The 12,961-nt window shown below is 58.9% G+C and carries 12 protein-coding genes; 5 read left to right on the top strand and 7 right to left on the bottom strand.

The genetic code is table 11. The annotated features are described in order from the left end of the window. Window positions 1–49: 49 nt before the first annotated feature. From hglS to ACP7B1_RS04700, 5 genes are all read left to right on the top strand, one after another. On the top strand, window positions 50–1,453 hold the full coding sequence (gene hglS / locus ACP7B1_RS04720) for a 2-oxoadipate dioxygenase/decarboxylase HglS (protein ID WP_346308415.1): 1,404 nt from the start codon (window positions 50–52) through the stop codon (window positions 1,451–1,453). A gap of 88 nt (window positions 1,454–1,541) precedes the next feature. Then, a complete protein-coding gene (locus tag ACP7B1_RS04715) occupies window positions 1,542–3,053 on the top strand; it encodes an L-piperidine-6-carboxylate dehydrogenase (RefSeq protein ID WP_346308414.1) in 1,512 nt (503 codons plus the stop codon). Window positions 3,054–3,377: 324 nt separating this feature from the next. Next, on the top strand, window positions 3,378–5,765 hold the full coding sequence (locus ACP7B1_RS04710) for an EAL domain-containing protein (protein WP_346308413.1): 2,388 nt from the start codon (window positions 3,378–3,380) through the stop codon (window positions 5,763–5,765). A gap of 271 nt (window positions 5,766–6,036) precedes the next feature. Beyond that, window positions 6,037–6,330 (top strand): hypothetical protein, encoded by a 294-nt coding sequence (locus tag ACP7B1_RS04705; RefSeq protein ID WP_426136614.1) that lies wholly within the window; start codon window positions 6,037–6,039, stop codon window positions 6,328–6,330. A 41-nt stretch (window positions 6,331–6,371) separates the two neighbouring features. Further along, complete coding sequence (locus ACP7B1_RS04700) at window positions 6,372–6,557, top strand: hypothetical protein (protein WP_105737844.1); 186 nt, start codon at window positions 6,372–6,374, stop codon at window positions 6,555–6,557. A 120-nt stretch (window positions 6,558–6,677) separates the two neighbouring features. Here the strand turns inward: ACP7B1_RS04700 and ACP7B1_RS04695 are convergent, their stop codons facing one another. From ACP7B1_RS04695 to virB11, 7 genes are all read right to left on the bottom strand, one after another. After that, window positions 6,678–7,850, bottom strand: a complete 1,173-nt coding sequence (locus tag ACP7B1_RS04695) for a type IV secretion system protein (RefSeq protein WP_346308412.1) — start codon at window positions 7,848–7,850, stop codon at window positions 6,678–6,680. A 3-nt stretch (window positions 7,851–7,853) separates the two neighbouring features. Continuing rightward, complete coding sequence (locus ACP7B1_RS04690) at window positions 7,854–8,039, bottom strand: hypothetical protein (protein ID WP_346308411.1); 186 nt, start codon at window positions 8,037–8,039, stop codon at window positions 7,854–7,856. Further along, window positions 8,036–10,456 carry a VirB4 family type IV secretion/conjugal transfer ATPase gene (locus ACP7B1_RS04685; RefSeq protein WP_426136612.1) on the bottom strand — a complete coding sequence of 807 codons (2,421 nt, stop codon included), beginning with the start codon at window positions 10,454–10,456 and terminating at the stop codon, window positions 8,036–8,038. Before ACP7B1_RS04685 ends, ACP7B1_RS04690 begins: the two co-directional genes overlap by 4 nt. Further along, window positions 10,453–10,755, bottom strand: a complete 303-nt coding sequence (locus ACP7B1_RS04680; RefSeq protein WP_288191817.1) for a type IV secretion system protein VirB3 — start codon at window positions 10,753–10,755, stop codon at window positions 10,453–10,455. Before ACP7B1_RS04680 ends, ACP7B1_RS04685 begins: the two co-directional genes overlap by 4 nt. Before the next feature lies 1 nt (window position 10,756). Further along, the gene (locus ACP7B1_RS04675) at window positions 10,757–11,044 is read right to left on the bottom strand and encodes a TrbC/VirB2 family protein (protein WP_346308424.1); all 288 of its coding nucleotides are present in this window, start codon (window positions 11,042–11,044) and stop codon (window positions 10,757–10,759) included. A 62-nt stretch (window positions 11,045–11,106) separates the two neighbouring features. Then, on the bottom strand, window positions 11,107–11,847 hold the full coding sequence (locus ACP7B1_RS04670) for a lytic transglycosylase domain-containing protein (protein WP_346308409.1): 741 nt from the start codon (window positions 11,845–11,847) through the stop codon (window positions 11,107–11,109). 5 nt (window positions 11,848–11,852) lie between these two features. Continuing rightward, a complete protein-coding gene (virB11, locus tag ACP7B1_RS04665; RefSeq protein WP_346308408.1) occupies window positions 11,853–12,956 on the bottom strand; it encodes a P-type DNA transfer ATPase VirB11 in 1,104 nt (367 codons plus the stop codon). Between the last annotated feature and the right edge of the window lie 5 nt (window positions 12,957–12,961).

Genomic DNA, 12,961 nt, shown 5'->3' with positions numbered 1-12,961 from the left:
TGACAGCGATAGTTTATGCTGTTGCAGCAACAAAGCGGAACAGAACACAATGAAATCAGGCACGTTTGCGTCATCCGACGTGATCAGGGCGTCCTTTTCGGCCGCCATGTCATCCATGTACCGGACGGAGGTTCCCGCCTATGGCACACTCATGTCCCTCGTTGCCGAGGTGAACGGCAAGACACTGGCAACATCCCCGGAACTGAAGGACCAGTTGCAGGAAACCGATACGCTTGACCGCATATCGGAAGAGCGCCACGGCGCGATCCGCGTCGGCACGCCGGAAGAGCTGTCCATGCTGCGCCGCGTCTTCGCTGTTATGGGCATGTATCCCGTCGGCTATTACGATTTGAGCGAGGCAGGCGTTCCCGTCCATTCCACGGCTTTCCGTCCGGTCGATGATGCCGCGCTGAAGATCAATCCGTTTCGGGTGTTCACGTCGCTGCTGCGCCTCAACCTGATCGGCGATGCCGGCTTGCGGAAAAAGGCGCGTGCCATTCTGGACGCGCGGCAGATTTTCACCGACAAGGCCATTGCTCTCGTTGAAAAGGCAGAAGCCCAAGGCGGCCTTGGTTCTGACGACGCGGCAATATTCGTGAGCGAAATTCTCGAGACATTTCGCTGGCACGACCGGGCGAGCGTCAGCGGAACGCTTTACCAGCGCCTGCACGATGCCCACCGGCTCATTGCCGATGTCGTCTCGTTCAAGGGGCCGCACATCAATCATCTGACGCCGCGCACCCTCGACATCGATGCGGTGCAGGAGCTGATGCCGGAACACGGCATTTCTCCCAAGGCGGTCATTGAAGGCCCGCCCACGCGGGCCTGCCCCATCCTCTTGCGCCAGACATCGTTCAAGGCGCTGGAAGAGAATGTATCGTTTCAAAATTCCGACGGCACATGGGAAACGGGCTCGCACACCGCACGCTTTGGCGAAATCGAGCAGCGCGGCATTGCACTGACACCAAAGGGCCGGGCCCTCTATGACAGGCTGCTGAATGACACCCGCAAGATCATTCGTCCGGCGGCTGATGGCTCCAACGCGAAAGCCTATATCGCCGCCCTGTCGGAAACGTTCAAAGCGTTTCCCGACAATTGGGCGGACATTCGCCGCGACGGTCTCGGCTATTTCCGCTATTCGGTCGTCGAGAGCTTTGCGGGCCGCGTGACCACGCGCGAGGCTGGGGATATCGAGACCTTGATCGCACGCGGTGCCGTGCGGTTCGATCCTATCGTCTACGAGGATTTTCTCCCCGTCAGCGCAGCGGGTATTTTCCAGTCCAATCTCGGTGACGAAGCCAGCCAGAAATTTGTCGCCAGCCCCAGCCAGCGCGAATTCGAGACTGACCTCGGTACGGCGGTCCTCGACGAATTTGCCCACTATGCCGGGCTCGAACAGGCCTCCATCCAACAATGCCTGCAAATACTGCGCCCTGCGGCACTTGCAAGTTGAACACTCATTTGACCTTATTGCGGCCTCTCCGGCAAAAGTCCGGCGCTCACCGCACGGTCAGACAAAAGATATGTAAAGGGAAGGCAAAATGACGATTGCTCAAGACGTAAAAACACTCCTCGCAAAGCTTGGCGTGGCCGAAGCCGCCTATACCGATGGAACAATGGCTTCCTACAGCCCGGTCACCGGCGAGAAGATTGCCGATATTGCCATTCATTCGGCGGCCGATACGGCCAAGGCCATTGAACAGGCCGATGCGGCTTTCCGCGAATGGCGCCTTGTTCCGGCACCCAAGCGCGGTGAACTCGTCCGCCTCTTTGGTGAAGAGCTGCGGGCACTGAAAACGGAACTCGGACGCCTCGTCTCGATTGAAGCGGGAAAAATCCCGTCCGAAGGGCTCGGCGAAGTGCAGGAAATGATCGACATCTGCGATTTCGCGGTCGGCCTTTCCCGCCAGCTCTACGGCCTGACCATTGCAACGGAACGTCCAGGGCATCGCATGATGGAAACCTGGCATCCCCTCGGCGTTGTCGGCGTCATTTCCGCCTTCAACTTCCCGGTTGCCGTCTGGTCGTGGAATACGGCGCTTGCCCTCGTCTGCGGCAACGCCGTCGTCTGGAAGCCATCGGAAAAGACACCGCTCACCGCCCTCGCCTGCCAGGCCATCTTCGACCGCGCGGTCGCGCGCTTCGGTGACGTGCCGGCCGGCCTGACCAAGACATTGATGGGCGACCGGACTATCGGCGAAGCCCTGGTCGATCATCCCAAGGTTGCGCTCGTCTCGGCAACCGGCTCGACCCGCATGGGCCGTGAAGTCGGCCCGCGTCTGGCCAAGCGTTTTGCCCGTTCGATCCTTGAGCTCGGCGGCAACAATGCCGGTATCGTCTGCCCGTCAGCCGATCTCGACATGGCACTGCGCGCCATCGCCTTCGGCGCCATGGGAACGGCGGGTCAGCGCTGCACCACCCTGCGCCGCCTCTTCGTGCACGAAAGCGTCTACGACACACTCGTTCCACGCCTGAAGAAGGCCTATGAGAGCGTTTCCGTCGGCAGCCCGATCGAGACATCGGCCCTCGTCGGCCCGTTGATCGACAAAGCCGCTTTCGACAACATGCAGAAGGCAGTGCAGGAAGCCGTCGCCCACGGCGGCAAGGTTACCGGCGGCGCCCGCGTGGATACATCGCATCCGAATGCCTACTACGTCCGTCCTGCCCTTATCGAAATGCCGAAGCAGGCCGGTCCGGTAACCGAGGAGACTTTTGCTCCAATCCTCTACGTGATGAAATACAGCGATTTCGACAAGGCGATTGCCGATCACAACGCGGTTGGCGCCGGCCTGTCGTCGTCCATCTTCACCCTCGACCTGCAGGAAGCCGAACGCTTCCTCAGCGCGGATGGATCGGACTGCGGTATTGCCAACGTCAACATCGGCACCTCAGGTGCTGAAATCGGCGGCGCGTTCGGCGGCGAAAAGGAAACGGGCGGCGGCCGCGAATCCGGCTCGGATGCCTGGAAGGCCTATATGCGCCGCGCCACAAACACCGTCAATTACTCCAAGGCATTGCCTTTGGCCCAGGGTGTTTCCTTCGACATCGACTGATCGATATCCCTGACTGCAACAATACAGCCCCCGGCCTTTCGGTCCGGGGGCTTTTTATTGTGGAGACAAGACTCAAGCAGCGTCTATTTGAATGGAGTCATCGCCCGCAGGCCGCATGTTTTATTAAAATTTTATACTTTGGATAATCCCATCCATTCATTTGCGTAAATACTTCTTCCTCCCATTTTATATTTGTTTACTTAAATATCACTCTGACCATTTCAAACCTGTTCAAAACGGCAAATAACGCTCCTCTTAAGTTAGACTTAAGATGACAAATAATAGAGTTATCCAAGAAAAGAATTCAAAGCAGGGAACAAACGTATGTTGACAGTATACAATTGTATCGTCAATCAGCACGATATCAGGCTTGTCTTTCTTGCCGCCGCCATCTGTATCTTTTCTTGCCTGACGGCTGTTGATCTTCTTCGTCACGCCCGCAACTCGGCACATCAGGCCGTTTGGCTGAGCGTTTCCGCGGTTTCCTGCGGCTTCGGCATATGGGCCACGCATTTCATCGCGATGATGGCGTTTTCACCCGGCCTGCCCAACGGCTATGACGGCCTTCTCACCATACTATCCCTCGTCATAGCCGTGCTCGTCACAGGCCTTGGTGCGCATACCGCAATCACCGCCAGATGGCAGAATGCGGATCTTGCCGGCGGCGCCATTATCGGCGCCGGTATCGCCGCCATGCATTTTACCGGCATGGCTGCCTTTGAGGTTGAAGGTAGAATTACCTGGGATCCCACTCTTGTCGCGGTGTCCATTGGTGCCGGCATTGTCCTTGGCGCTTTCGCCGTCCGCCTGGCGCTGGCCAAAGCGGAGGACAAAACCCGTCATGCGGCAGCCGGCATGCTGACCCTGGCGATTTGCAGCCACCATTTCATTGCCATGGGTGCTGTCGCGATCATTCCGGATTCGTCCATCTCCGTTCCGGCAAATGCACTACCCGCCAGCCTTATTGCCATAACCGTGGCGCTGGTGAGCACCCTCATTCTCGTCGCCAGTTCGATTGCGTTCACGGTCGACGTTCATAACCGCAGAAACAAGCTCGAACTGCAGCGCATGCACAAGCTGGTCAATGCAGCCGTGGAAGGATTGGTCATCTGCGACGGAGACATCATTGTAACCGCCAATGAAAGTTTCCTGACATTGGCAACCATGGAGAGCGCCTCCCTTGAAGGCACATCGCTGGCAACCTTCCTGCCCGATACGCGCCTGCGCTCCAAATTGCTGAGTGATCAGAATGAATTGATCGAGGCCGATCTTGTGGGCGGCGATGGCCAACTCGTCCCTGTGGAACTCATCGCCCACACGATCGACTTCAATGGCAAATGGCATCGCGCTCTTGCGGTCCGCGACCTGCGTTCGCGCAAGGAAGCGGAGGCGCACATCAGCTATCTCGCGCACCATGACGCGCTCACCGGGCTGCCCAACCGCCGCAATTTCAATGCCCGTCTCGACCAGTTGATTGCAACTGCGGCAAGCGGCGAAGAAACCTATCTCGCGTTGTTCTGCCTGGACCTTGACCGGTTCAAGGAGGTCAACGACCTGTTCGGCCATGCGGCCGGTGACGATATATTGCAGCGGGTTTCAGGCGCGATCACGCGGCTCCTCGGCAAGGACGACATGCTGGCGCGCCTTGGCGGCGATGAATTCGCCGTTCTCGTCCCCGGGCTCGTCACACCAACGGCGGCCTGCCGCCTGGCTGACAGAATCCTCGAGGCACTGCAGTCGGAGAATTCAAATTCCCCGATCGGCTTCCTGATTTCGACCAGCATCGGCATTGCCATCTTTCCTGTCGACGCGACCGATCGCGAAACCTTGCTGAACCAAGCCGACACGGCCCTTTACCAGGCCAAGGCGGAAGGCCGTAACACCTATCGTTTCTTTGAAGCAAAAATGGGGGCCCAGGCCAGGGAGCGGCGCCTGATAGAGCACGACCTGCGCAATGCCCTGCAGCGCAATGAGCTGCGGCTGGTCTATCAGCCGCAGATACGGATGGACACAGGCGCGATCACCGGCTTCGAAGCCCTGATGCGCTGGCACAATCCGCGCCAGGGCGATATTTCCCCTACGGTGTTTATCCCCATCGCCGAAGAGAGCGGCATCATTTTGCAGCTTGGCGAATGGGCGTTGCGGGAAGCCTGCCGCGAAGCGGCCAGCTGGGACAAGCCCCTGTCTGTTGCCGTCAATGTCTCTGCCGTGCAGCTTTACAGCCACGATTTCACCCAGCGCGTACACAGCGCCTTGCTGCAAACGGGCCTGCCGGCACACAGGCTTGAACTCGAGATCACCGAAACCGCCCTTATAAAGGATACCAACCGCGCCCTGACCACGTTGCGCCAGTTGAAGACACTCGGCGTGCGTATCGCCATGGACGATTTCGGTACGGGCTATTCCTCGCTGTCGAACGTCCGCGCCTTCCCGTTTGACATGATCAAGATTGACCGCTCCTTCATCAAATCGGTCGACAAGAACGAACAGGCGGCCGCCATCGTCAAGGCGGTGCTCGGCCTTGGCCGGGGTCTGGGCATGCCGGTTCTTGCTGAAGGCATCGAAACCCCGGACGAGCTGGAGTTCCTGATGGGCGAATCATGCAGCGCCGGGCAAGGATTCTATCTGGGCATGCCCGGCCCGATGGAGGGTTTCCGACATCTCGTCAGCGACGGGACGCAACCGGTGGACAAGAAACTCGTCGCACTCTGACATCGTTCTGGACGCGGCGCCGCGCAGGGGAGCCGCGTTCCATCGATTGGCCCACGGCACCTCTGCCCCCACCCTTTCCCGCGACAAACGATTCTTGCGCGGGATTGCTTTACGCGCTGGAATATTGCCGCCTCATTTTAGAAACATCACAGAAACAAAACGCTACAAACCGGAAATATTGTCGCAATGTTCCCGCTCCATAAAGAGCAAGTAAAATGATTTTGTATTCTCGAATAACAGGAGAATACATTTCTTCTTCCCGCAGGTGGCCGTGAGAAATATTTCGACTTTACCAACAATACTGCTAGCCGGAATGATGCTCTCCACAAGCGCTGACAGTGTATTTGCAGCGGAGCGACCACCATCACGCAAAGAGCTTTGCGTGAAATTCCAGGCAGAGGTTCATCAAGCAATCATCGAGCATGCCGAGGCTCCCCGGGCGGCCAAGGCAAAATCACTGCAGAAAAAGGCTATCCGCTTTTGTGCAAGCAATCGGCAGGCACAGGGCATACGGACCTTTGCAAAAGCACTGAAAGTACTCGGTGTGCAACCCGCCAATAATTGACGGTTGCATCACAACAGCCCCAACTGAGAGGAAACGGCATTATGAAAAAGTCACTCTACACAGCACTTGGTCTTGCACTTGCCCTTGCATTCTCTGCGCCTGTGCTCGCCACCAGCAGCACCACGGCATCGGCAGCACCGATGAAAAAGCATCATCATATGAAGAAGCATCATCGCCACATGAAGAAGCATCATCGCCATCATCGTCATCATGCAAAGAAGATGTAACAACAGCGGCTTGATTTGAACGACCCTTAAAATGATGCTGGTCAGCGGACACCGTTGACTGGCATCACTTTGTTTTGACGCTTGACCATCTGCATTCTTGACCTGCCTCGGCGGGGATCACTACCGGTTGCGGGTCTGCCGGTTTATCGCAAGGTTCCGGTCCTGAATATCCCGTATCAACGTATCGTTCATTTCGGACAGCGATGACGGGATGCCCTGCATCCCCGGCGGAACCGGGCTCGTGCCCGATGGCTTTGTGAGGATCGCCCTCCCGCTGTTTCCGCGCGCGGCGACAAGGGACGCAGGGACTATCCGGCCGGCCCCGCCTTGCAAAACATCGCCGATCCATTGTTGCGCACCGCTGGCTATGCGGGCGCTCAATGGGACAATTTGCGCGAGAAGAAACAATCCCGAAAAGCAGACCAGCACAAAGGGCGCGATTTCCTTGATGGTTGGAACCGCCCCCTGATCCATCGACACTTTCAAGGCGATCACAACCTCTTTGATGATCAGCAGGAAGAAACTCAAAAACGCATAGAAGAAAATCGGGACGAGCATTGTCTGAATGGCAACACTCAGCCAGCCGGAAAAGAACCGCGACACGCCCTGAAACAGCAGCATCACAATAAAACCAGGGGCCAAAGCCAGGACAATCCATAATGCGAGCTTTGAGAACAGCATCAGGAAAACCGCATATCCGACAAACAAAGCTGCCGCGATCCAGACAATGCCGGAATGCAGGGAAGACAATAGCCCGTCCGCTGGCGGCGCTCCCCTGACGGCCGGGCCGGATTTGGCCGCGGGATCGGCCTCCGGCGGCGCCTGTTTTGCCGCCGGAACTGACGTGACCACGCCCGTGGCCGGCGCAGACATCCGCGCAGAAGCCAGCAGCGCTATCTGATAGAAATCATGGAGATCCCGTTCAACCGTCGTTTGCGACATGGCGCCACGCCCGACATTGACGATGTTGTTCATCATGACCGCAGAGATGGCGGTGGGAATGCCCGAAATGACACCATAGGCCAAGGTTTGAATTGGCCCCCACCCCGTGGCAATCGAGAAGATGATGGCGATGCGAAACAGGCGGAAGGCGATGTCAATGACGCTGCTTTCACCCCGGCCCTGCCAAAACCGGAATCCCCAGAATATCAGGTAGAGCACCAGCAGCCCGGACAAGACCGGCGTGAGTTGACCGGCAAAAGCCCCGTATGTGGACGCCGTGAAACTTCTGCCGAGACGATCGATATTGTCCGACATCAGGGCGATGTAATTGGGTGCTTCCGGCAAGGCCATGGCTCAGGTCTCAAACCCGAACAAGGCAACCAGCGCTTCATTCACCGGCCTGAGCGGCCCGCAATCGCGTGTCGTTGCGGCAAACGAGAACAATCCGGGGGCACAGGGGGTTTTCAACCTCTGATCGCTCCCGCAGGCGGTGCCCGTCATCAGGATGCAGAGCAGCAGGCAGATGGTGCGAAACGTCATGTCTTGTCTCCGGGGCGGCAAAAGGCAGGCAGCCATTTCTGCGGATCATCACCCAGATGACGGCGCAGGGCAGTCAGTTCCTCGATTGTATCGGCGCGGGCGGATAAAACCTTGATCAGGTCATCCATGCCGTTCAGGCGCAGGCGTGCAATGACCGATTCCTGTCCATGCTTGATCAGGAACGACCGGCTTGACGCGTCGGCTGTCCGTATCCACTGGATTTCCCGTGCCGAGAGACCAAAGCCCGTGGTGTGGCTTTGCAGATCGGCATGCGGATTGGGGAAAAAGATGTGCGTTGCGCTCTGCTCCATCAGCGTATTGGCAAGCGCAGAGGACGCGATGTCCGATGCACTTTGCGTGCCGAAGCCAACAACGCCGTTGAACTTCCGGATCGTCTTCATCTTATCCTTGATGAAGGCGGCAAAAATATCATCGTCGAGAAGCCGCCAGCCCTCGTCCAGGAAAATTAGCAGCGGGTTGCCGTCGAGCAATTCGTCCAGCCGATGGAAAATATACATCAGCGCCGCACTGCGGATGAGCGGGTCATCGAGCACCTTTGTCATGTCAAATCCCGCAACATCGGACCATGTGAAATGATCCCTGGGGTTGTTGAACAACCAGCCAAGCTGGTCCGGGCGCAGCCATTTGTCGAAACGGGAGAGAAGATCATCGCCGCCGGCGCGCAGGCGCCCGCGCAGCAGGGAACCGAAGGCGCCCAACGAGCGCATGTCCGGACCCGAGGCAAAGATTTGCGCAATGGCCGAGCGGAGGACGCTTTCCTCCCCGGCGGGCAGCGCTGCACCATCCGGCCGCCGCACCATGAGCGAAAACAGCTGGAACAGGAACTCGCGGTTGGGTCCCGTGTCAGGCAGGGACAGCGGATTGAAACCCGAGGGCTCCCCGGGCTCCAGGACAGCATAATTGCCTCCCAGTGCCCGGATGAAGATTTCGGCACCGCGATCCTTGTCGAAGAAAATGCAGCGCGGTTTTGGCGCGATGCGTTGTGACTGCGCCATCAGAAACGAAAGAGCCACCGTCTTGCCGGAGCCGGAGGGGCCGATCATCGTGAAATTTCCAAGATCGCGCACGTGGAAATTGAAGAAATAGGCGGTTTGACTCGTCGTCTCCAGCAGCGAAATGGCGCTGCCCCAATGATTGCCGTCGGTTTTGCCGCTCGGGAAATTATGCAATGACAGGAACCCGGAAAAGTTCTTCGAGGAGATCATGGCCGAGCGGGCGATATAGGAGAAATTCCCGGGCAATTGCGCCCAGAAGGCCGGTTCGCAATTCAGATCCTCGCGCAACCAGAGAATGGCCTGGTCCGTCAGGGTAGCGCCGACGGCGCGGATGCAGTGATCAAGCTCTGCCTTGTCGTCGCCGAGGCACATGATGGAGAAATGGTGATTGCCGTAAATCGAACGCGCGCCCAGCAATTCATCACGGGCACTGTTGAGCTGGCTGCCCACCACGGAACCGGCTTCATCGGCCATGGCGATCTGCCGGGAGACGCGCTCTATCTGCGCCTGCACCACAGGCTTGTCGACGATCGCGAAGCTTTGGCTGACGATAAACTCATGCGGGACCTTCAAAAGCCCGTCGAGCAGCAGCGGTCCGGTATAGGGTGGATATTCCCGGATGGAAAGCATGGCGCCCAGCCTGCTGTTGTCAGGCGGGGTCGATCCGACGAACTCGATGGCATTGCGGCCGAAGTGCAGCCGTTTCATCGCCAGCGCCCCGTCAAGCGGCATGCGCGGCAACCTCATTTTGACCGGTTCCAGACCATTCACGATCTGGACGAGGAACTCCAGCGGTTCGGAAAAATAGACCCCCGGTTGCGGCTCGCGAATACCAAGGCATCGCGCGCCGTAATCCTGCAGGACATCACGGATGTTGAGAACGGCATCCTGCAGTTCGCGCAGATCCTGCGCTTCGCCGGAAGCCCCGCCATCATCGGACGCCTTGGCGAACAGACGCCGCGTCGCCTTGTCGATGACGCCAACCTGGCCGCGCAGGGGGCGGCGGACGATGGTGACGTACATGTCATTGACGAACATGCGCTGCTGCTCGAGTTGCGCCATGTATCGCCGGTTCAATTCATCGGCGAAGGGGTTGTCGAACCTGCCCGCGAGGCCCGGTTGAATGCGGCGGCGTATCATATGGCCATAGACGGCATAGCGGCTGCTGCCGAGGGAGCGCAACAGGGTGTTGCGTGCTTCCAGCTTGCCGTTCAGCTGCGCCATATCGGCGGTCTCGAAACAGAAGCCGTCAAGTTTCAGAATGCTCAACAGATAACCATCCCGGGTGCGCAACACCGTGTCATCCACGTGGCGTGTATAGGGGATGTGGGCTGCAACGGAGCGCTCGCGCTGGCTCGACGAACCAAACCGCATCTCCCGGCGGACGGGACGGCTGGTCATGGACGGTCACCGGCTGCATAGCTTCTGATGCCCCAGACCGCTTTGGATTGCGGCGGCGCCTTCGACATCTTCACGCGCAGAATGGTGAAAATCTGATCGTCCAGCAGTGTCAGGAAGTAACCAAGGCTGTGGATCGGCAGGACGAGCAAAAGCATGAGCAGGTTCTTCGTTGCCAGGAATGTGCACGCGGTCACGACGATGTTGAACATGGCGAACATGTAGGGAACCCCGAACAGCGTGGGGGCGCGGGTCAGGGCTTTGACCAGAGGCACGAGATCTGGCGCATCATCCGGGATCATCTCAATGCCCCAACGCACTCTGGAAGAAGGCGACGATCTGCGTCGACCCGAACACCAGGACAATCCCCATGATCACCGATCCGGCAATGCCCCAGGTGAAGCGCCCGGTCCAGGCGAGAAACCCGCAGCTGATGACGGCCAAGATGGCGATCATCGAGGCAATTGGCCCGGTGAGAATGCCGATGAGGGTCTGCAGGACAGACTGCACCGGCTGCAGCCCCGTCTGGGCATGAGCGCCCTGGACCAGAATGCAAAGAGTTATCCAGGCCGCTATCCCGCGGGTGACGATACGCCTGGCGAGCGACGGCGACAGGGCGATTTTGAAAATGAACGAATGAAAAAACACTTTGATTACTCCACGTGAAGAACAAATCCTTGCGTCCATGCGCCGATACTGCCCGCATCGGGTTTGTCCGGCGCCTTCCTGCCTTGATGGGCGGCTTTCCCAGGCAATTTGCGGTCACCAAGCGGCCGCCAGTCGTAGACGTCCGAAAGCACGGCCGCGATGTAACGCACCGTCTCAGGATAAAGCGGAATGCCACCGTTTTGCTCCACGGCAAGCTCACCGGCATTGTAGGCGGCGAGGACATAGAGCGGATTGGCATATTTGGTTTGCAGGTGTTTCAGATACCGCACGCCGCCGCGGACATTGTCCTCCGGGTCGCAAATATCCACCTCGAACCGTCGTGCGGTTGCCGGCATCAATTGCATCAGGCCGATGGCACCGGCGCTGGAGACGCTATCCATGCGAAAGCCACTTTCCTGCCGGGCCACAGCGACGGCAAGCGCCACATCGGCATGCTCCTCCCTGGCGATGCGCTGGACCAGCGCCTTGCCGTCTTCGGCCGAAGGCACGCGTTTGAACTGGCATACCGCCATATCCGCCGCCGGTTGCGGCGCTGCGGTTCTTTCGCCGGACACCGTGATCTTGACCGGCGGCATGCCGGGATCGTTGGCTTCGACGGCACTGGCTGCTTGCGGGACAGTCAGGCCAAGCAGGCAAAGACCGATCAGAACCCGTACCGTCCGATGAGCTGTGCGGGCAAAACGGCCTGTGTCGACGGCAGCAGGACCGCTGGACCTGTTTGCCACGCAGCTCATGGGGCACCGCGCGCGCGACGGCTGGAGGCGTTCCACAACATGTTTCCCTGTACGGCTTCGGGGCGCCCGGTCTGCCTGACATAGGGAGCGTAAAAAATCTCGGACACAGCGCCGGGCCGACCCGCTTTACGACCGAGTTGCACGACAACCGGCAGCGTTGCATGCAGATGATCGATGATTTCCGGTTTTGAAAGACCGCCACCCCCGCCAAAGCCGCTTTGCATGACCAGCATTGCCAAGCGTTCATAAGCCGCACGCGGAGAATTTGCGTGAACCGTGGAAAGCGAACCGGGATGCCCCGTGTTGATGGCCTGCAGGAAATCCAGCGCCTCGCCGCCGCGCACTTCCCCGAGCAGCAGGCGGTCGGGGCGGAGGCGCAGTGACGCTTCCACCAGACGCCGCATGTCCACCTGTGCGATGTTCTGATTGCCCCGTGATGCGATCAGCCGGACATGGTTGCCGTGCGGCGGCATGAGTTCGGGCGTATCCTCGATTGTGATGATCCGCTCATGCCCCGGTATTTCCCGCATCAAGGCGTTGAGAAACGTCGTCTTTCCCGTTCCAGTCCCGCCTGAAATGATCATGGAGATACGGTGACGCAGCGCCAAATGGAGGAATTGCGCGATATCGCCCGTATCGAGGTGGCCGCACAGGGCCTGTTCCTCGTCGGTCAAGACATCAGCCCCGCCGGTTACCCGCGCGCGGAGAAGCGCACCGGCCTCGGCATAGTCGGAGAGCGACAGATCACGAACGATCTTCCGCCGGATGGCAATGGCGCCACCGTGCGGTGCCGCGGGCGGCAGCACCACCTGAACCCGCGAACCATCCGGCAGGGATGCGGAAAGCAGCGGCTCTTCTTCATTGACAAACTGATGACTGGCGGCGGCGACCCGCTCTGCCATGAAACAGATCCGCTCGCGGGTCAGCTCCGGCAGGTTGAGCGCAACCATACCGGCCTGCAGCGCGCCTGAACCATATTCGACGAAAACCCTGTGCGGTTCATTGATGCAGATCTCGATAACATCCTGCCTTTCCAGCAGCGATTGCAGTGGCGCAAAGGCCAGCGAGATCAGATCGTCGTTGCGGGAGACCATGCCCATCAGAA

It is taken from the genome of Phyllobacterium sp. SL163 (genome assembly GCF_049896885.1).
In the GTDB taxonomy this organism is placed as follows: Bacteria; Pseudomonadota; Alphaproteobacteria; order Rhizobiales; family Rhizobiaceae; genus Phyllobacterium; species Phyllobacterium calauticae.
This window is presented reverse-complemented; position numbering and strand designations above follow the sequence as displayed.

What these genes read in the sequence shown, in the direction of transcription:
- hglS (WP_346308415.1), top strand. Translation starts at nt 50, where the DNA reads ATGAAATCAGGCACGTTTGCGTCATCCGACGTGATCAGGGCGTCCTTT.
- ACP7B1_RS04695 (WP_346308412.1), bottom strand. Translation starts at nt 7,850, where the DNA reads ATGGCCTTGCCGGAAGCACCCAATTACATCGCCCTGATGTCGGACAAT.
- ACP7B1_RS04700 (WP_105737844.1), top strand. Translation starts at nt 6,372, where the DNA reads ATGAAAAAGTCACTCTACACAGCACTTGGTCTTGCACTTGCCCTTGCA.
- ACP7B1_RS04690 (WP_346308411.1), bottom strand. Translation starts at nt 8,039, where the DNA reads ATGACGTTTCGCACCATCTGCCTGCTGCTCTGCATCCTGATGACGGGC.
- ACP7B1_RS04680 (WP_288191817.1), bottom strand. Translation starts at nt 10,755, where the DNA reads ATGATCCCGGATGATGCGCCAGATCTCGTGCCTCTGGTCAAAGCCCTG.
- virB11 (WP_346308408.1), bottom strand. Translation starts at nt 12,956, where the DNA reads ATGGGCATGGTCTCCCGCAACGACGATCTGATCTCGCTGGCCTTTGCG.
- ACP7B1_RS04715 (WP_346308414.1), top strand. Translation starts at nt 1,542, where the DNA reads ATGACGATTGCTCAAGACGTAAAAACACTCCTCGCAAAGCTTGGCGTG.
- ACP7B1_RS04685 (WP_426136612.1), bottom strand. Translation starts at nt 10,456, where the DNA reads ATGACCAGCCGTCCCGTCCGCCGGGAGATGCGGTTTGGTTCGTCGAGC.
- ACP7B1_RS04710 (WP_346308413.1), top strand. Translation starts at nt 3,378, where the DNA reads ATGTTGACAGTATACAATTGTATCGTCAATCAGCACGATATCAGGCTT.